This is a genomic window from Bradyrhizobium sp. OK095 (assembly GCF_900109945.1).
In the GTDB taxonomy this organism is placed as follows: Bacteria; Pseudomonadota; Alphaproteobacteria; order Rhizobiales; family Xanthobacteraceae; genus Bradyrhizobium.
In genome coordinates, this window is the sequence record NZ_FOBX01000001.1 from 681481 (window position 1) to 701474 (window position 19994).

The 19994-nt window shown below is 64.7% G+C and carries 16 protein-coding genes; 3 read left to right on the plus strand and 13 right to left on the minus strand.

Annotated elements, in window-relative coordinates; genetic code table 11:
- Positions 1-5: 5 nt before the first annotated feature.
- The gene (uraD, locus tag BMW89_RS03220; protein ID WP_092022601.1) at positions 6-893 is read left to right on the plus strand and encodes a 2-oxo-4-hydroxy-4-carboxy-5-ureidoimidazoline decarboxylase; all 888 of its coding nucleotides are present in this window, start codon (positions 6-8) and stop codon (positions 891-893) included.
- Here uraD and BMW89_RS03225 read toward each other — a convergent pair.
- The 3 genes from BMW89_RS03225 to BMW89_RS03235 are packed head-to-tail and all read right to left on the minus strand — an operon-like array spanning position 890 to position 5856.
- The gene (locus BMW89_RS03225) at positions 890-2287 is read right to left on the minus strand and encodes a nucleobase:cation symporter-2 family protein (RefSeq protein ID WP_092022603.1); all 1398 of its coding nucleotides are present in this window, start codon (positions 2285-2287) and stop codon (positions 890-892) included. The two genes, uraD and BMW89_RS03225, sit on opposite strands and share 4 nt — an antisense overlap.
- 21 nt (positions 2288-2308) lie before the next feature.
- Positions 2309-5032, minus strand: coding sequence for a molybdopterin-dependent oxidoreductase (locus tag BMW89_RS03230; RefSeq protein WP_092022606.1), 2724 nt, complete (start codon positions 5030-5032; stop codon positions 2309-2311).
- Complete coding sequence (locus BMW89_RS03235; RefSeq protein WP_092022608.1) at positions 5029-5856, minus strand: FAD binding domain-containing protein; 828 nt, start codon at positions 5854-5856, stop codon at positions 5029-5031. The genes BMW89_RS03230 and BMW89_RS03235 overlap by 4 nt, the downstream gene beginning before the upstream one ends.
- Positions 5857-6008: 152 nt before the next feature.
- Here BMW89_RS03235 and BMW89_RS03240 point away from each other — a divergent pair, with 152 nt between their 5' ends.
- A complete protein-coding gene (locus BMW89_RS03240) occupies positions 6009-7358 on the plus strand; it encodes an 8-oxoguanine deaminase (RefSeq protein ID WP_092022610.1) in 1350 nt (449 codons plus the stop codon).
- Positions 7359-7467: 109 nt separating this feature from the next.
- Here the strand turns inward: BMW89_RS03240 and BMW89_RS03245 are convergent, their stop codons facing one another.
- The 4 genes from BMW89_RS03245 to BMW89_RS03260 all read right to left on the minus strand — a co-directional run bounded on the left by BMW89_RS03245 (position 7468) and on the right by BMW89_RS03260 (position 12172).
- Positions 7468-8544 carry a BMP family ABC transporter substrate-binding protein gene (locus BMW89_RS03245; protein ID WP_177195791.1) on the minus strand — a complete coding sequence of 359 codons (1077 nt, stop codon included), beginning with the start codon at positions 8542-8544 and terminating at the stop codon, positions 7468-7470.
- 77 nt (positions 8545-8621) lie between these two features.
- Entirely contained in the window at positions 8622-9539 is a 918-nt protein-coding gene (locus BMW89_RS03250) for an ABC transporter permease (RefSeq protein ID WP_092022614.1), read from the minus strand.
- Positions 9526-10617, minus strand: a complete 1092-nt coding sequence (locus BMW89_RS03255) for an ABC transporter permease (RefSeq protein WP_092022616.1) — start codon at positions 10615-10617, stop codon at positions 9526-9528. Before BMW89_RS03255 ends, BMW89_RS03250 begins: the two co-directional genes overlap by 14 nt.
- Positions 10601-12172: an ABC transporter ATP-binding protein gene (locus tag BMW89_RS03260; protein ID WP_092022618.1), complete on the minus strand. Its 1572-nt coding sequence runs from the start codon at positions 12170-12172 to the stop codon at positions 10601-10603. Before BMW89_RS03260 ends, BMW89_RS03255 begins: the two co-directional genes overlap by 17 nt.
- Before the next feature lie 581 nt (positions 12173-12753).
- On the opposite strand from BMW89_RS03260, the gene BMW89_RS03265 reads away from it, so the two are divergent.
- Positions 12754-13863 (plus strand): hypothetical protein, encoded by a 1110-nt coding sequence (locus BMW89_RS03265; RefSeq protein WP_092022620.1) that lies wholly within the window; start codon positions 12754-12756, stop codon positions 13861-13863.
- Positions 13864-13986: 123 nt separating this feature from the next.
- On the opposite strand, the gene BMW89_RS03270 is transcribed toward BMW89_RS03265, so the two are convergent.
- From BMW89_RS03270 to BMW89_RS03295, 6 genes are all read right to left on the minus strand, one after another.
- Positions 13987-14472: a nucleoside deaminase gene (locus BMW89_RS03270; RefSeq protein WP_092022622.1), complete on the minus strand. Its 486-nt coding sequence runs from the start codon at positions 14470-14472 to the stop codon at positions 13987-13989.
- Positions 14473-14542: 70 nt separating this feature from the next.
- Positions 14543-16075, minus strand: coding sequence for an ABC transporter ATP-binding protein (locus BMW89_RS03275; protein WP_092022624.1), 1533 nt, complete (start codon positions 16073-16075; stop codon positions 14543-14545).
- On the minus strand, positions 16072-16755 hold the full coding sequence (gene biuH, locus BMW89_RS03280) for a biuret amidohydrolase (protein WP_092022626.1): 684 nt from the start codon (positions 16753-16755) through the stop codon (positions 16072-16074). Before biuH ends, BMW89_RS03275 begins: the two co-directional genes overlap by 4 nt.
- Positions 16756-16766: 11 nt before the next feature.
- Complete coding sequence (locus tag BMW89_RS03285) at positions 16767-17693, minus strand: ABC transporter permease (RefSeq protein WP_092022628.1); 927 nt, start codon at positions 17691-17693, stop codon at positions 16767-16769.
- Between the two features lies 1 nt (position 17694).
- A complete protein-coding gene (locus BMW89_RS03290; RefSeq protein WP_092022630.1) occupies positions 17695-18807 on the minus strand; it encodes an ABC transporter permease in 1113 nt (370 codons plus the stop codon).
- Complete coding sequence (locus BMW89_RS03295; protein WP_092022632.1) at positions 18804-19916, minus strand: BMP family ABC transporter substrate-binding protein; 1113 nt, start codon at positions 19914-19916, stop codon at positions 18804-18806. Before BMW89_RS03295 ends, BMW89_RS03290 begins: the two co-directional genes overlap by 4 nt.
- Positions 19917-19994: the final 78 nt, after the last annotated feature.

Here is a 19994-nt window from a genome sequence, read left to right on the forward strand (position 1 = left end):
CCACGATGTCACAGATTTCGCTCGCCGACCTCAACGCTGCAAGCAAGGCCGATTTCGTCGCCGCTCTTGCCAATGTCGTCGAATATTCGCCGTGGATCGCCGAGCAGATCGCGGGACAGCGGCCGTTTGCCGGCATCAATCAATTGCATGCCGCGCTGATGGCAGCGATCCAGAGTGCGGAGCCCGATGTGCAATTGGCACTGATCCGGGCGCATCCCGATCTCGCCAACAAGACCCAGCGCGCGGCAGGCCTCACAGCGGAATCGACCGACGAGCAGAACAGCGCCGGCCTCGACCGGTTGTCGGAGGCCGAATTCGCCGCGTTCGAGCGCGTCAACAATGCGTATCGTGACAAGTTCGGCATCCCCTATATCGTCTGCGTGCGCCGTCACACCAAGGATTCCGTGCTGCGCGACTTCGAGACGCGGCTGCGCAATATCGCCAAGACCGAGACGCGGCGCGCGATCGAGGAGATTGGTCGTATCTCGGCGCTGCGGCTCGATCAGCTCGTCAGCGCTGACGACAAACTGAAAGTGCATGGCCGGCTTTCCACGCATGTCCTGGACAATCACGCCGGCAGGCCCGCGCCGGGGATTGCGGTGGAGCTCGTCGAGCTCGCGAATCTCGGCGAGAGCCGCGTGATCGCGCGCACCGTCACCAACGCAGACGGCCGTACCGACCAGCCATTGATCGGTGGCCGTCCGCTGCCGATCGGCCGCTACGAGCTCCGCTTCAGCGTCGCCAGGTATTACGCCGAGCGCAACGTGCCACTGTCAGATCCGCCGTTCCTCGACGAGATCCCGCTGCGTTTTGCGATCAGCGAGCCGGAGAATCATTACCACGTGCCGCTGCTGGTCACACCGTGGAGTTATTCGACCTATCGCGGCAGTTAAACATGTTGTGCGGATGATGCGACTGCGGCTGCATCGGCTTCCGCTGCAGCGCCGCCGCTCAGGCCGTTGAAGAAGGCATTGAGCAGCACCGAGACGATTGCGCAGAGCAGGATTCCGGACTCCAGCAGCGGCTGGAGATCGTGCGGAAGATTCCTGAAGAAGCCGGGTGCTGCGAGCGGGATCAGGCCAAAGCCGATCGAGATCGCGACGATGAAGAGATTGTAGCGGTTGTTGCGGAAATCGACCGAGGTGAGGATGCGTGCACCTGTTGCCGCGACCATGCCGAACATCACGAGGCCGGCACCGCCGAGCACCACCAGCGGCACGGCCTCGACCAGTGCGGCAAGCTTCGGCAGCAGCCCGAGCACGAGCATGATGCCGCCGCCCGTCACCGTCACCCAACGCGAGCGCACGCCTGTGACCGAGACGAGGCCGACGTTCTGCGAGAACGAGGTGTAGGGAAAGGTATTGAAGATGCCGCCGAGCAGCGTGCCGACGCCGTCGGCGCGCAAGCCCTTGCTCAGGGCTTCGCGGTCGATCGACTTGCCGGTGATGTCGCCGAGCGCGAGGAACATGCCGAGCGACTCGATCATCACCACGATCATGACCACGCACATGGTGATGACAGGCACGAGATGGAATTGCGGCACGCCGAAGCGGAACGGGATCACGATCGCGCCCCAGGACGCCGCCGCGACCTTGTCGAAATGCATCACGCCCAAAATGGTCGCGAGCACGGCGCCGGCGATGATGCCGAGCAGCACCGAGACGTTGGCGAGGAAGCCGGTGCCCCATTTGATCAGGCCGAGAATGAAGAGCAGCACGAACAGCGAGATGCCGAGCCCCTGCAACTGGCCATAGGCGGGATTGGGGAAGCTGCCGGGGATACCGTCGACCATCTTCGTCAAGGTCGGCAGGCCGCCGCCCGCCCAGTTGATGCCAACGCGCATCAGCGAGATGCCGATGACGAGAATGATGGTGCCGGTGACGACGGGAGGAAACAGCGGCAGCAGCCGGCTGACGAACGGCGCGACGATGATGCCGAACAGGCCGGCTGCAATCACGGAGCCGTAGATGCCGAGCAGGCCGATATCAGGCGCTGTCGCCATCGACAGCATCGGGCCGACCGAGGCAAAGGTCACGCCCATCATGACGGGTAGGCGGATGCCGACGCCAGGGAAGCCGAGGCATTGGACCAGCGTTGCGAGCCCGCACGCGAACAGGTCGGCGCTGATCAGGAAGGCGACGTCCTCCGGCGGCAGTTTTAGCGCGCGTCCGATGATCAGGGGCACGGCAACTGCACCGGCATACATCACCAGCACATGCTGGAGCCCTAGCGCCAACAGGCGCGGGACCGGCAAAACCTCGTCGACGGGATGCACTGCGCTGGTCATGGATCAATCCCCCGAATATGCTTATCCAAATTTCTCGTGCAGTGCCGGAAACAGCCGGTCCGGCTTGAAGGGCGGCGCAGTGAAGCGGATGCCGGTGGCATCCGCGATGGCGTTGCCGAGCGCGGCGGCGACCGGATTGTACGGGCTCTCGCTCATCGACTTCGCGCCGAGCGGCCCGATCGTGTCGGAGGTCTCGGCGAAGAAGACCTCTGTGCGCGGAACGTCGGCGAAAGAGGGCAAATGGTAGTCGCGGAATTTCGGGTTGGTAACGCGACCGGTTGCGTCGATCACCATCTCCTCATAGAGCGCAGCCCCGAGCGCCTGCGCGACACCGCCCTCAACCTGGCCGCGGCACTGCATCGGATTGGCGACGACGCCCGCGTCCGCCGCCTGCACGCTCTTGAGAATCCTGAGCTCGCCGGTGCCCTTGTTCACGGCGACGCGAAAACCCTGGACGTTGAAGCCGACCGAGCGCGGCGTGCCGCCGGAATTGCCATTGGCCGTGAGTGGCTGGCCGCGTTCGCGGGCAAGTTTCGCCAGCTCGCCAAAGGACATGCGTCGGACGCCACTGACGACCGTCTCACGCTCGAGCGTGCAAGTTCCGACGTCGCACAACCAGGCATCCGCAGCCGCCACCTTCAGATCAGTTGCGAGCTGCATCGCCGCGGCATGCGTCGCCTTGCCGGCGACGAAGGTGCCCGCGCTGCCATAGGCTCCGGTGTCGTGGCCGCCATGGGCGGTGTCGGACTGGCGCAGGCGAATCCTGTCGACAGTGGTCGCCAGCGTCGTTGCCGCGATCTGCCGGTGCACGGTGCTGGTGCCGTTGCCGAACTCAGCGGTGCCGACGGTGAGGTCGAAGCCGCCGTCGTCGTTGAGCGCGATCATCGCGTCCGCGATGTGGCCGGCTGGTGGCACCGTGTCGATCATGGTCAGCGCGACGCCGTCACCGATCAGCCATTCCGGCGACAGCTCCGGCTGCGGGCCATCCGCCTGCATCGCGCGCTCGACGAGGTCGAGGCACTGGTCGAGCCCATAGGAGCCATAGAGCACGTCGTGGAATTCGGACGGCGGCGGCGACAGCATGGGGTCGCCGAGCTTGACGACGTTGCGCCTGCGCATGTCGCAGGGGCTGATGCCGAGCTGCGTGGCCAACTCGTCGATCGCGGCTTCGACCGCGATCTGCGTCTGCGGCAGGCCATAACCGCGAAACGCGCCCGCCGGCACCGTGTTGGTGTAGACGGCGAAGCCGTCGACCTTCTTGTTCGGGCAATTGTAGACGGCGATGGACTCGGACAACGAGTGGAACATCACCGGGCCGGCGTGATTGCCGTAAGCGCCGGTGTTGGAGAGCACGTCGAGCTGGAGCGCGGTGAGCTTGCCCTCCGCATCGGCGCCGGCCTTGATGTGGACCCGCATCGGATGCCGCGTCGATGTCGCGATGAACTGCTCCTCGCGGGTCAGCTCCAGCTTGACCGGCCGCCCGGTCTTCAGTGCGGCAAGGGCCAAAATGTCCTCGACGAACATCTCCTGCTTGCCACCGAAGCCGCCGCCGACGCGTTCGCAGAACACGCGGACCTTGTCCATGGGAAGCTGGAAGATGTCCGACAGCGCTCGTCGAGTCAGAAATGGGACCTGTGTCGAGGTCCGGACATTGAGTGCGCCTGCCTCATCAAGCCAGGCAAGACCGCCGTGGGTCTCCAGCGCGGCGTGCTGCACGCGATGGCTGTGGAAGGTGGCCTCGTAAGTGACGGCGGATGTGGCGAGCGCAGCCGCGACATCGCCATACTCGCCATGGGTCTCCGCGACCAGGTTGCGCTGGGCATCGGCGACCCGGTTCGCGGTGGTGCGGTCAGGGTGGATGATCGGTGCGCCCGGCGCCATCGCCATCTCCGGATCAATCAGCGCAGGCAAAATCTCGTAATCGACCTTGATCCGGCGGCACGCCTCTTCGGCGGCGCCCTCGCTCTCCGCGACGACGGCGGCAACCTTCTGTCCGATGAAGCGGACGACATCGTCGAGGATGCGGGTGTCCTCGGGATCCATCCAGTCCTTCTCGTGCCGCGCGGTCGACATCAGCACCGAAGGTGCATCCTGATGCGTCAGCACCGCATGCACGCCGGGAACGCGAAGGGCGTCCGATGTGTCGATCGCGACGATCTTCGCGTGGGCATGAGGCGAGCGGAGCAGCTTGATATGCAGCAGGCCGTCGATCTCCGTGTCGAAGGTGTAGCGCGCCTTGCCGCGCACGACGTCGGGACCTGCGGGCGCCGGCAGGCTCCGGCCGAATGCGGCGCCGGCCTCGACGCTCTCCTCGATATTGTTTTTTCCGAGGGTCGCATCCTCGATCGCGCGATAGCCGGTGCAGCGGCAGATATTGCCCTTGAGCGCGGTGCCGAGATCGGTGCGCTGCGCCTGGTTCAGCGAGGCGCAGGTCAGGATCATGCCGGCCGTGCAGAAGCCGCATTGAAAGCCTTGCGCATCGAGAAATGCCTGCTGCATCGGATGCGTGCCGTGCTCGCCGCCAAGGCCTTCGATCGTGGTGATAGCGCGTCCCTCGGCGCGGAACGCAGGGATCAGGCAGCTATGCACCGGCTCGCCGTCGAGCAGCACGGTGCAGGCGCCGCAGTCGCCGGCATCGCAGCCCTTCTTCACGCCGAATTGGCCGAGCTCGCGCAGGAACGTGCGCAGGCACTGGCCGGCGCGAGGCGCTTGCGGAAACGGCGTGCCGTTGACCTCGAAGCTCATGAGGACCTCGCCCCGAGAAGTTCACTGCGGATCTCCTCGGCGAGCCGCAGCGTCATGTGCTTGCGCCAGAGCGGCTTGCCGTGGATGTCGGTGTGGTACAGCTCGTCCGTGATCTGTTGCGCGATGGCGTCGCGAAGCGCACTCGCGACCGGGGCCTTGGAAAAGGATAGCCGGATCGGCCGCACCGTCGATGCAGTCACTGTCAGCGCCAGCATGCCATCGGCGTCGAGACTGCCGATCAGAAGCGCCGCGGAGCGGCCGACCGGGGCGAGCGAGATATGGCGAAACGCCGTGCGGCGCTTCAGCGTGGCGACCGGGATATCGATCTGTCGGATCAGGTCGCCCGGCGTCAAAAGATTGCGCTGGTCGCCGGTAACGAAGTTGATGACAGGAATTGTCTGCTCGCCGCCGCCGGCCTTCCAGATCGTGCAGACGCCGTCGAGCGCCGAGGTGAGTGAGATCATCGGTCCCGCCGGCAGCGACATGCAAAGATTGCCGCCGACGGTCGCGGTCTTCCAGATCTTGAACGAGGCGAGGAAGGCCCGGCAGCACTGGCCGATCAGCGGTGCTGCCAGCCAGTCGGGCGGGCAGGCTAAGCCATCGAGCTGTGCGACGGTACAGGTAGCTGCGACGCTGAGATGGGTCTCGGTGATCGTCAGCGCCGGCCATTTCAGATCGGTGAGATCGATCAGCCGAGTGAGGTGCGCCTGCGGCTCCGAGAACAGCCAGGTGCCGCCTGCGAGCCAAGCATCACCTGCCGTCCAAGCGGGCAGGTCGCAGCGCGTTTGTGGATGCGACACCGTCGTGATGGTATTCAAATCCATAGCTGCGCCGCGCTTGCACCGAGTGAATCGAACCGAGAGAAAGTCTTGCAAGACCAGAGCCAAGTGGCAACAACAACTCGCGGTGATAACGCACTCGGGCTGGCCTCTGCCTTGCAGGCCCGTCTTCGGTGGATACGAGGAGAACTGGGATCATGAGCGACGCAAAGCCGATCTGGATCAGGGATCCGCTGGCGATCCTCGCCGACGGTGCAGAGCGCGGGATCGTGGCGAAGGACGGCCGGATCGTCGAGCTGGTGCCGGCCGGCGGCAATCCTGCGACGGCCGATGTCGGGGTGTTCGATGCGGGTGACCATGTCGTGCTTCCCGGCCTGATCAACACGCATCATCACTTCTACCAAACCCTGACGCGGGCGTTGCCGGCGGCGATGGACCGTGAGCTGTTTCCCTGGCTCCAGGCGCTCTATCCGGTCTGGGCGAAGCTGACGCCGGAACGGCTGCAGCTCGGCGTCACCGTGGCGATGTCCGAGCTCCTGCTCTCGGGCTGCACCACGACGACGGATCATCACTACGTCTTCCCGGCGGGGCTCGAGGAGTCCGTCGATATCGAGGTCGACGTCGCAAAGCGGCTCGGTGTGCGCGTGCTGCTGACGCGCGGCTCGATGAACCTGTCGCAACGCGACGGCGGTCTGCCGCCCGACAGTGTCGTGCAGGACGAGGACACGATCCTCGCCGACAGCGCGCGCGTGGTGGCCAAGTATCACCAGCGCGGCGCGGATGCGATGGTGCAGATCGCGCTCGCCCCTTGCTCGCCGTTCTCGGTGACGACATCGCTGATGCGCGCCACCGCCGATCTCGCCGATAAGCTCGACGTGCGCCTGCACACTCATCTCGCCGAGACCGAGGACGAGAACAAATTCTGCCAGCAGATGTATGGCTGCCGTCCGCTCGACTATCTCGATCAATGCGGCTGGCTCAACGCACGGACCTGGCTCGCCCACGGTATCTTCTTCAACGCGGACGAGATGAAGCGGCTCGGCAAGGCCAAGACCACCATCAGTCATTGCGCCTGCAGCAACCAGCTCCTGGCCTCCGGCTGCTGTCCGGTGTGCGAGATGGAAGACGCTGGCGTCGGGATCGGTATCGGTGTCGACGGTTCCGCCTCGAACGACGGGTCGAACCTGATGCAGGAGGTGCGGGCCGCGTTCCTGCTGCAACGGGCGCGCTACGGGGTGACCAAAGTCAGCCACAAGGATGCGCTGCGCTGGGCCACCAAGGGCTCGGCGGCGTGCGTCGGCCGGCCGGAACTCGGCGAGATCGCGGTCGGCAAGGCGGCTGACCTCGCGCTGTTCAAGCTCGACGAATTGCGCTTCTCCGGCCACGGCGATCCCTTGGCCGCATTGGTGCTGTGCGGGGCGCATCGGGCCGATCGGGTGATGGTGGCGGGAAAATGGGCCGTGATCGACGGTGCGATCCCGGGACTGGACGTCCCTGATCTTATCCGGCGTCACAGTTCCGCGGCGCGGGCCATGCAGGCGGGGTAGTACACGTAGAATAGAAGGAGGGGGCGACCACAAGTGCCGGGTGCTTCTGGCCACCCCCTCCAAACCTCCTCCGGGAGGAGCAGGTGATATAGTCAATGCAAGAAGCGTGCTACTTGCCCGGCAGCTTGTCGTCGATGCCCTTGACGTAGAAATTCATGCCGAGGATCTGCCCGGCGTCGAGATTGGCGCCGCCCTTGCACTCGACCTCCTTGCCGTCCTGCCCAATGACCGGGCATCTGAACGGGTGCAGCTTGCCCGCGGTGATCGCGGCCTGGGCATCCTCGGCGATCTTCTTCACGTCGTCAGGCATGTTGGTGTAGGGCGCCATCGCGAACATGTGGCTGTCGAGGCCGCCCCAAGTGTCCTCGGACTTCCAGGTGCCGGCAAGCTCTGCCTTGACGCGCTCGATGTAGTAGGGGCCCCAGGTGTCGAGGATCGAGGTCAGCTGGGTCTTGGGACCGAACTTGATCATCTCGGAATCCTGACCGAAAGCGAACTTGCCGCGTTCGCTGGCAATCTGCATCGCGGCGGGCGAATCCGTGTGCTGCATGATCACGTCGGCGCCCTGGTCGATCAGCGCCTTGGCGGCGTCGGCCTCCTTGCCCGGGTCGAACCAGGTGTTGGCCCAGATGATCTTGACCTTAATGTTCGGGTTGATCGTCTGCGCCGCCAGGATCGTCGCGTTGATGCCGGAGACGACCTCGGGGATCGGGAACGAGCCGATATAGCCGAGCACGCCTGATTTCGACATCTTGGCTGCGATCAGGCCCTGGATGTAGCGGCCCTGGTACCACTTCGACGAATAGGTCGACATGTTCTTGTCGCGCTTGTAGCCGGTCGAGTGCTCGAAATGCACATTCGGATACTTCTTGGCGACCTTCAGCGTCGGGTCCATGTAGCCGAACGACGTCGTGAAGATCAGCTTGTTGCCGGCGCGGACGAGCTGCTCGATGGCGCGCTCGGCGTCGGGACCTTCGGGTACGTTCTCGAGATAGGTGGTCTCGATCTTGTCGCCCAGCTCCTTCACCAGCGCCTGCCGGCCGAGGTCGTGCTGGTAGGTCCAGCCGAGGTCTCCGATCGGGCCGAGGTAAATGAAACCGACTTTCAGCTTGTCGGCGGCGGAGGCTGCACTGACGCTTCCGGCAAGCAGAAGGCCAGCAGCCAGCGCAAGAAGTGATTTCCTCATCATCAATCTCCAAACATCAGGGGAAAGCCACGATCCGCAACATGCGCGCCCCATCGCGCACGCCGCGGAAATAAAACTCAGCGGTCAGGCACGAACACGGTGCCGAGCGCGGCCGGTGCGGTCGAGCCGCCGGCGCGCGCGCGGGAGAGCAGGACCAGCACGATGACGGTCGCGAGGTAAGGCAGCGCCGACATGAATTGCGAGGGAATGCCGACGCCCCAGCCTTGCGCATGCAGTTGCAGGATCGTCACCGCGCCGAACAGATAAGCGCCGACCACGAGCCGGCCGGGCCGCCAAGATGAGAACACGACCAGCGCAAGCGCGATCCAGCCGCGGCCTGCGGTCATGCCGGGAATGAAGAACGGCGTGTAGGCGAGCGGCAAATAAGCGCCGGCAAGTCCAGCGCAGCCGCCGCCGAACATCACCGCGAAGGTGCGGATGCGCAGCACGGGGTAGCCGAGCGCATGCGCGGAGACGTGGTTGTCGCCGCAGGCGCGCAGGATCAACCCCGCCCGTGTGCGGTACAGGAACCACCAGACGCCGACGATCAGAGCGAGAGAGAAATAGACGAAGGCGTCCTCGCCGAACAGCACACGGCCGATTAGTGGAAGGTCTGTGAGGCCCGGAATATAGAGGTGCGCGGCCGGCGTGATGCGCTCGCCGACGAAGCCCGCGCCGATCAGGCCGGAGAGACCGACGCCGAGAATGGTCAGCGCGAGACCCGTCGCGACCTGGTTGACGGCGAGCCCGAGTGCCATCAGCGCGAACACCAGCGACATCAGCGCGCCTGCGACGATGCCGAAGAGAGCACCGATGAAGATCGAGCCGGTGAGCCAGGCGCCGCCGAAGCCGCAGGCCGCGCCGACGATCATCATGCCCTCGACGCCGAGATTGAGCACGCCGGAGCGCTCGGTCACGAGCTCGCCGGTCGCCGCGATCAGCAGCGGCGTCGATGCGGCGAGCACCGCCAGGATGATGGCCTCAATGAGTTCCACGAGCCACCTGTCGGTTCGGCAACACCAGCTTGAAGCGGTAGAGAATGAGGGAATCGCAGGCGAGCACGTAGAACAACAGGATGCCCTGAAACACCTTGGTGACATCCAACGGGATCTTCATCGCGATCTGCGCCTGCTCGCCGCCGATAAAGGTCAGTGCGAGAAAAAGGCCTGCAATTAATATTCCAAGCGGGTTCAGGCGGCCGAGGAAGGCGACGATGATCGCGGTAAAACCGTAGCCCGGCGAGATGCCGGGCTGGAGATGCCCGACCGGACCTGCGACTTCGATGATGCCCGCTATGCCCGCGAGTGCGCCCGAGACCGCGAAGGTCAGGATGACCAGCTGGTTGGAATTGAAGCCGCCGAACCGTGCGGCGCGGGGCGCAGCACCGACAACGCGAATCTCAAAACCCTTGATGGTGCGCCCAAGCAAGATCGCTGCTGCTGCGACGACGAGCAGCGCGATGATCGAGCCGAGATGCAGCCGGCCGCCTTCGATCAGCAGCGGCACTGTCGCCACCGGATCGAATTCGGCCGTGGTCGGGAAGTTGAAGCCGTGCGGATCGCGCCAGGGTCCGCGCACGAGATAGTCGAGGAAGAGATCGGCGACATAGACCAGCATCAGGCTGGTGAGGATTTCGCTGGCACCGAACTTCACCTTGCAGATCGCCGGGATCAGCGCGTAGAGCGCGCCACCGGCCGCGGCGAGCACGAGCATCGCCGGCAGCACCCAGGGGCCGGCGTCGGTACCCTGCGTCTTCACCGCGATCCAGCTTCCGGCGACCGCGCCGATCAGGAACTGCCCCTCGGCGCCGATGTTCCAGGCATTGGCGAGATAGCAGAGCGACAGACCGATCGCGATCATCACCAGCGGCGTCGCCTTCACCGCGATCTCCTGAAGCGAATAACTGTCGGTCAAAGGCGCGATGAAATAGGCATGCAGCGCGAGCAGGGGATTCTTGCCGAGGATTGCGAACAGGATGGTCATGGTGACGATCGTCAGCCCGATCGCGATCAGCGGCGAGACCAGCGCGATCGTGTTGGAGCGTTCGGCGCGCTTCTCAAGCACCAACTGCATGCGCGGCCTCCTTCGGCTCGAGGCTGCTGCCGCCCATGAGAAGGCCGAGCTTTTCGCGTGTCGCATCAGCGGTGGCGAGCGGGGCGGACAGATGGCCGTGGAACATCACGGCGATGCGATCGGCAATCTCGGCGAGTTCGTCGAGGTCCTGGCTGGTCACGAGCACGGCGGCGCCCGCGGTCGCGAGATCAAGCAGCGCCTGACGGATGACGGCGGCGGCACCGGCATCGACACCCCAGGTCGGCTGGCTCACCACCAGCACCGCCGGGTTGCGCAGGATCTCGCGTCCGACGATGAATTTTTGCAGATTGCCGCCGGAAAGACTCGCAGCTTCCGGATCGCGCTTGGCCTTGCGCACGTCAAACGTTTCGGTGGCGCGATCGACCGTCTTCAGCGTGGCCGCGGTGTCGATGAAGCCGTGATGGACCATGCCGCTGGCGGCGTGCCCGGTCAGCAGTGCGTTCTCCGACAGCTTCATGCGCGGCGCGGTGCCGTGGCCGAGCCGTTCCTCGGGCACGAAGGCGGCGCCGAGCTTGCGCCTCTGCGTGATCGAGAGGTGGCCGGCGGCAATGCCCTCGATCACCACCGTGCCGGGGTCCTTCGAGAGGCGCTCGCCGGAGAGCGCCGCGAACAGCTCGTCCTGGCCGTTACCGGCGACGCCCGCAATGCCAAGAATTTCGCCGCCCTTGAGTTCGAACGAGATGTGCTCGAGCCGCACGCCATGTGCTTCGCCTGGGGCAAGCGATAGATCGTTGACGACGAGCCGCGGCACCGTGGTCTTCCGGCCAGCCGCCGCCTTCACCTCCTTGATCTCGCCACCGACCATCATGCGCGCGAGCGAGGCCGCGGTCTCGAGCCTGGGATTGCAGGTGTCCACCTTCTTGCCGCCGCGAAGGATCGTGGCAGTGTCGCACAGGCGCTTCACCTCCTCCAGCTTGTGGCTGATGTAGAGGATGGCGCGGCCTTCAGCCTTGAGGCGCTCCAGCACGATGAAGAGCTGGTCGGCTTCCTGCGGCGTGAGCACCGCGGTGGGCTCGTCCAGGATCAGGAATTTCGGGTCCTGCATCAGCGCGCGCACGATCTCGATGCGCTGCCGCTCGCCGACCGACAATTGCCAGACCTCGCGTTTGGGATCGAGCGGCAGTCCGTAAGTCTTCGAGACCTGCTCCAGCCGTGCCGACATGTCCTTGAAGGATTCCTTGCCGTCGAGGCCGAGCGCAACGTTCTCGGCGACGGTGAGATTGTCGAACAGCGAGAAATGCTGGAACACCATGCCGATGCCGCGGCTGCGCGCCTCGGAGGGGCCGGACAGCATGATGGGCTGCCCCTGCCAGCGAATCTCGCCGGCGCTGGGCTGGATCAGTCCGTAGATCGCCTTGACCAGCGTCGACTTGCCGGCGCCGTTTTCGCCAAGCAAAGCGTGGATTTGCTTTGGCCAGATATCGATGTCGATGGAATCGTTGGCGAGGAAATCGCCATAGCGCTTGGTGAGCCCGAGCGTCTGAAGCAGCGGGGACTCGCCGGAATGCAGGCCGTTAGGCGTCGGATCTAACATTCGCTGATGCGCTTGCATGGGGTGAAGTGCCTCAATACTGGGCTAGTTTGAACCGCCGCGTAAGGTGTGAAAAAGCGTCATCCCTTGCTCAACGCTTCGGCAGGCGGCCGGTGCTGCGAGTCGCGGTCCGCGCCAGCCGATGATTGTCCCCAGCCGGAATTCGGGAGTGCCTTTACCCTTGTCTCCGCAAGCGATGCCTGTTGCAGAATTGTGACGGTCCAATCCAAATCGGAACCCGCTGTGCAGGCTTGACGTGAAGTTGAGCAAAATCGCGCCAGCACGCGTATGCAATTCCGGGCCGACGCGACCGACGTCACCGGCGATCATGTCCGCGCTGTCGGAGCGACGTGAAAGACAAGCAGAATCAAACGGGAATGTCCGGCAAGGACGGGCATTACGTTGCCGGGCGCAGGCGATCGCGAAGCGCAAAAACTCCTGAAATTCCGCGGTGCAACGCCGCCTGCTGCCGAAACATGCGGCATGCCTTGAAAAAAGTTGAGGCTTCTCACCCCGGGAGATCGGCGCAAGTGTCGCACCAAGGGACGTTCATTTTTACGTGTCCAAACTTGGGGGTATTCAGGATGTCGTTTCGTTTCAAGGCAATTGCAGCCGCGGCGCTGTCACTTGCTACGCTTGCCACCACCGGCTTGGCTCAGGCGGCGGATCTGCCGGTCAAGGCTGCCAAGAAGGCAGCGGACCTGCCGTTCTTCCTGGTGATCGACGACCGTGTCACCTTCTCTTACATCTTCAATGCCTCACAGCCCGGCGCGTTCACCAACACCAATGGTGTGATCAACGCCAAGACGACGAAGCAGGTCTATTCCTTCACGCACTTCGACGCCTGGGCGTACGGCACAAACTTCTTCACGATCTCGATGTTCAAGTCGGACCACAACGATCCGGCAGGGCCTTGCACCGCTACCGGCGTGATCGTGTCACCGGCTGCAGGCTTTGCGGCGACGCCCACAAGCTGCGCCGGCGCAACCGAAATCTACGGCCTGTTCCGCTCGACCTTCGGCTGGAACGAGATCTTCAACACCAAGGCCTTCACCATGGGGCCGCTGCACAACATCTCGTTCGAGGTTGGCATGGATGCCAATACGGAGAACCGCTATTTCGGCGCCGCCAAGCGCGACGTGGTCGGCGGTCTGCAGTTCGCCTTCGACCTTCCATACAAGGGCTATTTCAACGTAGCGCCGCTGGTCTATTGGGAGTTCGCCAACCACAACTCCTTCTCGCAGTGCGGCGCCGGTTGGTCTGCCCCGTGTATCGCCGACGGCAACACGTCGTTCAAGCCGACCTGGGCGATCGAAACCAACTACTACATGGACCTCGGCTTCCTGCCGCAGAACATGCAGTATTTCTCCATTAGCGGCCGCGCCGCCTGGTACGGCAAGAAGGGAACGGACACCGAGCCGCTTCCGGCCAGCGTCGCCAACGGCGTCTATCCCACCAAGGTCGAGTTCAACGCGGAGCCGATCCGCCTGACCCTCGATGCCTCAAAGGCAATCTGGGGTGACAAGTACTCTCACTTCGTGGACGTCTGGGTTGCCTATCGCTACTGGCAGAACAAGTTCGGCCTCGACCACAACAATGCTTTTGCCTGCACCACCTTCGTCGGTGCGACGAAAGTGAGCACCGGGTCCTGCACCGAGTCCTCGCTGTACTCCGGCATCACTGTGAAGTTCTAACCACCTGAGTTCTTCAGGTGCGAGACGATGACGCCGCGTCCAACCTCCGCGGCGTCATCTTCGTTTTAGGTTAGGCTGATTCCTTTGGGCCGCGCTTCCTCGTAGCGTAGCAGCTAGTGCCGCCTACTTCGTCCACACACCATCGTGCAACGCTTCGGCTTCATCCTCGAGCAGCGGCCCAACGACCTCGGTCGGCCGCTGGCCGCTGGCAAAGACCTCGCGGCAGGGCAGATCGAGCGTCGGATTCTCCGGGTGGTTTCCGGTGACGCCGCGCAGGCGGTGTTCGCTGAGGCCGTAGACGACGCGGCCGATGCCGGCCCAGTAGATTGCGCCGGCGCACATCGCGCAGGGTTCTGCGGAGGAATAGAGCGTCGCTGTTGCCAGCACCTCTCGGCCGAGCGTGCGGCAGGCCTGAGTGGCCGCGAGGCGCTCGGCATGCGCGGTGCCGTCGTGGTCCGGCATGTAGCCGTTCTCGGTCTCGATCAGCACCTGGCCGTCTGCATCGACGATTATGCAGCCGAAGGGGTGGTTGCCATGGGTGAGGGAGCGGCGGGCGACCGCGAAGGACAAACGCAAAAAGTGCTCGTCGCGCTCTGATGCGTCGTCCATCGATCCTCCTGGAGCATGATCCGGAAAAGTGTGCAGCGGTTTTCCGGAAGGATCATGCTCAATCGACCAGTCAGTGCCCCGCCATGTGCCGGCCGACCACGGTGAGGTCGGCTTCGCTGGTCCGTGCTTCATACACGAATTCGCCGTGGAACATCACCACGAGGCGATCCGACAATTCGAGCAGTTCATCGAGGTCTTCGCTGACCAGCAGCACCGCCGCGCCACGGTTACGCGCGGCCATGATCTCGGCGTGGATCTGCGCGACCGCCGCGAAGTCGAGGCCGAAGCAGGGATTGGCCGCGATCAGCACCTCGACGTCACCGCCGAGTTCGCGGGCGAGCACGGTGCGCTGGACATTGCCGCCCGACAGCGCCGAGATCGGGGTGTCCGGCGTGCGGGTCTTGATCTTGTACTGCCCGATCTTCTTCTTCGCGTCGTCGCGGAAGGCGCCGCGGTTGAGCCACCAGCCGCCGCTCGCGAACGGGGCGCGATCGAACTCGCGGAAGGCGATGTTGTCGGCAACGCTCATGCCGCCGACGCAGGCGTTCTTCAGCGGCTCCTCGGGGAGAAGCGACATCCTGTGGCGGCGCATCTCCTCGCGGCTGGCGTGGTAGGGGTCGCCCGCGACACTGATTTCGCCGCTCTCGGCCTCGCGCTGGCCCGCCAGCACCTCGACGAGCTGGCGCTGACCGTTGCCGGAGACGCCGGCGATGCCGACGATCTCGCCGGCACGGACCGTAAGGGAGACGTCGTGCACGGCGACCGCGCCGGCATCGTCGAGCGCGCGGACTTTTTTCAGCTCAAGGCGTGCCTTGCCGGCTTCCCCAGTGCGCGGCGGCTGGACCGTCAGTTCCTCTGCACCAATCATGGTGCGTGCCATCGCATCTGGCGTGAGCTCGGCGACCTTGCCGGCGCCGGCGAGCTTGCCGCGGCGCAGGATGGTGACGTCGCCAGCGAAGGCCATGACCTCGCGGAACTTGTGCGTGATCATCAGGATGGTCAGCTCGCCCCTGACGACCATGTCGCGGAGCATGCCGAGCACTTCGTCGGCTTCCGCCGGCGTCAGCACCGAGGTCGGTTCGTCCAGGATCAGGAAGCGGCGCTTTAAATAGAGCTGCTTGAGGATCTCGCACTTTTGCCGCTCGCCGGCGGAGATGTCGGAAACCCTTGCACCGAGCGGGACCTTGAACGGCATCTGCGCCAGAAACGCCTCGAGCTCCTTCATCTCCTTCGGCCAGTTCACCACGGCCGGCACATCGTCGCGCGCCAGCACGAGGTTCTCGGCGACTGTCATGGCCGGCACCAGCGTAAAATGCTGGTAGACCATGCCGAGGCCGAGCGCGTGGGCGTCCTTCGGGTTGGCGATGGCCTGCTCGCGGTCGCCGACGATGATGTCGCCTTCGGTCGCGTGGTAATAGCCCATGATGCATTTGACGAGGGTGGACTTGCCGGCGCCGTTCTCGCCGAGCAGGGCATGGAACGAGCCCGGCCGCACCTTCAGCTCGACATTGTCGAGCGCCAGAAAGTCGCCGAAGCGCATCGTCATGGCGATGGCGTTGACGCCGAAGGCGCCCGGCGGCGGGGGCGTTTCGCCGATGATCACGAAATCGCTCCGATGAAGGCGTCGGATGTCGAGACCGCGCCGAACACGCCGCCCTGCATCTTGATCATCTTGAGCGCGTGCTCGTGGTTGCTCTTGTCGGTCGCGCCGCAGCAATCGTGCAGCAGCACGCATTCGAAGCCGCGGTCGTTGGCCTCGCGCATGGTGGTGTGGACGCAGACGTCGGTGGTGATGCCCGTCAGCACGATGTTCTCGATGCCGCGGACGCGCAGGATCAGTTCCAGATCGGTGGCGCAGAAAGAGCCTTTGCCGGGCTTGTCGATGATGGGCTCGCCCGGCAGGGGGCTAAGCTCCTCGATGATGTCCCAGCCGGGCTCGCCGCGCACCAGGATACGCCCGCAAGGGCCGGGATCGCCGATGCCGGCGCCGATCTGGCGCGAGCGCCAGCGCTTGTTGGCGGGCAGGTCGGAAAGATCGGGACGATGGCCCTCGCGAGTATGGATGATGTGAAAGCCTTGGGCGCGCATCGCCGTGAGCAGCTTCTTGATCGGCTCGATCGGGGCTCGCGTCAGCGAGAGGTCATAGCCCATCTTGTCGACATAGCCGCCGACGCCGCAGAAATCGGTCTGCATGTCGATGATAACAAGCGCGGTATTCTCGGGGCGGAGATCGCCGTTGTAAGGCCAGGCATATGGCTCGGACTTGAGGTAGCGCTCGGGCATGACTTTGCTCTCTAGCGGGTGATCGACAATTCGGCCGGTGCTCCGGTCAGCGTGCGTTTCGGCGAGCAGGTGACGATCATGATCGCCAGCGTCAGGATGTAAGGGGCCGCGTTGAAGAGATGATAGCCGGAGGTGACGCCGACCGATTGCAGCGCGGGTCCGAGCGCCGCGGCGCCACCGAAGGCGAGCGAGGCCCACAGGCACAGCAGGGGATCCCAGCGCGCGAAGATCACGAGCGCTACGGCGGTGATGCCCTGGCCGGAGGACAGGCCCTCATTCCAGCTGCCGGGATAGAACAACGACAGGAACGAGCCGCCGATGCCGGCAAGGAAGCCGCCCACCATGGTGGCGCGCAGGCGGATCAGCAGCACGGAGTGACCCATCGCACGTGCCGCGTCCGAGCTTTCGCCGGCGGTGCGGATGAGAAGGCCCCAGCGCGTGGTGCGGAACGCCCAATAGAGGATCGGCGCCAGCGCGACGCCGATCAGGAAGAGGACATTGACGCGCAGCGCGGCGCGGAGCTGCGGGATGTCGCTCCACCAGCCGAAATCGATTGCGGGCAATCGCGGCGCGGTGGGTTCGATCAGCGGCTTGCCGAGATAGAAGGCGAGGCCGGTGCCGAACAGCATCAGCGCGATGCCTACCGCGACGTCGTTGACGCGCGGCAGCGAGCAGATGCCGGCGTGTAGCGCGCCCAGCAGCGCGCCGGTGATGCCGGCGGCGAGCACGCCAAGCCAGGGGGAGCCGGTGAGATAGGAGATGCCGTAGGCGCTCATCGCGCCCATCACCAGCGTGCCTTCGAGGCCGAGATTGATGCGGCCGGAGCGCTCGGTGATGCACTCCCCGAGGCTCACGAACAGGAACGGTGTGGAGACGCGAATGGCGCCGCCGAGCACGGCGAGCGGGACGGTCCAGAGTCCGATTGAGCCGTCAGCCATCTCAGGACTTTCCCTTCAAAAATCCGATGCGGCCGTAGAGCGCATCGCTGGCTAGCACGAAGACGAAGATGATGCCCTGGAGCACCAGCACGGATGCGTCGGGCAATCCGAGGCGACGCTGCAGCAGGCCGCCGCTGGCGCTGATGCCGCCGAGCAGGATCGCAACGGGGATGATCGCGAGCGGATTTTGCCGCGCGAGGAAGGCAACGAGAATGCCGGTGAAGCCATAGCCCGCCGCGAGATTGGCGTTGGTGCGGCCCTGTACGGCTGCAACCTCGACCATACCGGCAAGACCTGCGGCGCCGCCTGCGAGGAAGCAGATGGTCAGGATCAGCTTGCTGACGCCGAGGCCGACGATCTTTGCGGCGCGGATGTTGCCGCCGGCAACGCGCGCGGCGAATCCGAACACGGTGTGATAGATCAGGATATAGGCGGCGACCGCGGCGATCAGGCCGAAGACGAGACCCCAATGCACGTCGGTGCCGGGAATGGAGCCGATCATGTTGGCGGCGCCGATCTCGCGGGTCGACGGCTTGTTGAGGCTCGCGGGGTCGCGCATCGCGCCTTCGACGAGATGGTTGAGGATCGCAAGGCCGATGTAGACGAGCAGCAGGCTCGAGATCGTCTCGTTGACGCCGCGATACTGCCGCAGCGCGCCCGCCAGCATGATCCACAAGCCGCCGCCGCTCACGCCGGCGATGACCATGGCGATCTGCACGATGAGCGGCGGCATGCCCTGAAGCAACAGTGCGGCGCTCGTCGCCGACAGCGCACCGATCAGCAGCGCGCCTTCACCGCCGATGATGACCATGCCGAGCTGCGCCGGCAGCGCCGTGCAGAGCGCGGTGAGGATCAGGGGCGCTGCGCGCGTCAGTGTGTTCTGCCAGGAGAACCAGGTGCCGAAGGCGCCGTAGTACATGTAGAAATAGAGGTCGAGCGGGTTCTTGCCGAACATCGCGACGAAGATGCCGAAGACCACGAGCGCGCCGGCTAGCGCCGCGCCCGGGATCAGGATGTATTCAATCGTCGTGCCGTGGCGCTGGAGGAATCCGGGATCAGCGGCCGGGGCGACAGCCCCGACCGCTTCAGTGGGATCCGCCGCTTCCGTTGTCACGAAGTCGCTCCGATCACGCCCTCCACGAGATAGTCCATCTTCTCGAGTTCAGGATCCTTCTGGCCGCGATCGGTGCCGGCTGCGATCACCGTCTTGCCCTTGTTGTCGAGCAGTCCCCCCTTGAAGATGGCGTAGCCGTCAGCGGACAGGAATTTGGCCTTGACGTCATCGGCGTGCTTGCGCGCCTCGGCGGAGACGGCTTCGCCATAGGGCGAGGTCTTGACGATCTCTTCCTTGAGGCCGCCGCGATAGAAATTCGGAATGCTCTCGCCGGCGGCGATCATCTTGACGAATTTCGGATAGAGCGCTTCCCAATTCCACTCGGCGCCGGTGAGATAAGCCTTCGGCGCCAGCGGCGACTGGTTGACGTGATAACCGCACACCATGGCGCCGCGGCGCGCGGCGTTCTCGACCATCGTCTTCGGGCCGTCGACGTGACAGGTGAGGACGTCCACGCCCTGGTCGATCAGGCTGTTGGTGGCTTCGGCTTCCTTGACCGGCATCGACCAGTCGCCGGTGAAGATCACCTGCGTGGTGGCCTTCGGGTTGGCGAGCCTGGCGCCGAGCGCGAAGGCGTTGATGTTGCGCAGCACCTGCGGGATCGGCTTGGCGGCGACGAAGCCGAGCTTGCCGGTCTTGGAGGTGTAGCCGGCGACGATGCCCGAGATGTATTGGGCCTCGTCGATGTAGCCGAAATAGCTGCCGGCGTTCTTCGGATCCTTGTCGCTCCAGAGGCCGCCGCAGTGCTCGAAGCGCAGCTTCGGGAACTTGTTGGCCATCTTGATCATGTGCGGATTGTAGTAGCCGAACGAGGTCGGGAAGAGCAGGGAGGCGCCGTCGAGATTGATCATGGACTCGATGGTCTTCTCGACCGCGTCGGTCTCCGGCACCTTCTCTTCCTCGACGACCTTGAGGCCGGGAATCTTCTTCAGTGCTGCCGCGCCCTGCGCATGCGCCTGGTTGTAGCCGTAGTCGTCGCGCGAGCCGACATAGATGAAGCCGATGGTCGTGTCGGCCGCGAAGGCCGGGCGGACGCCTGCTGCCGCGCCCAGAGTGAGAGCCGCGCCGCCTTGCAACAAATGCCGTCGTGAAATCCTGCCAAAATCCATTGGTTGCTCCCTTGGCGGATGCCCCGCCTTAATCTCGCGGCTGCGCCGGTCTGGCGGAGCCGGATAAGATGTCGCAAG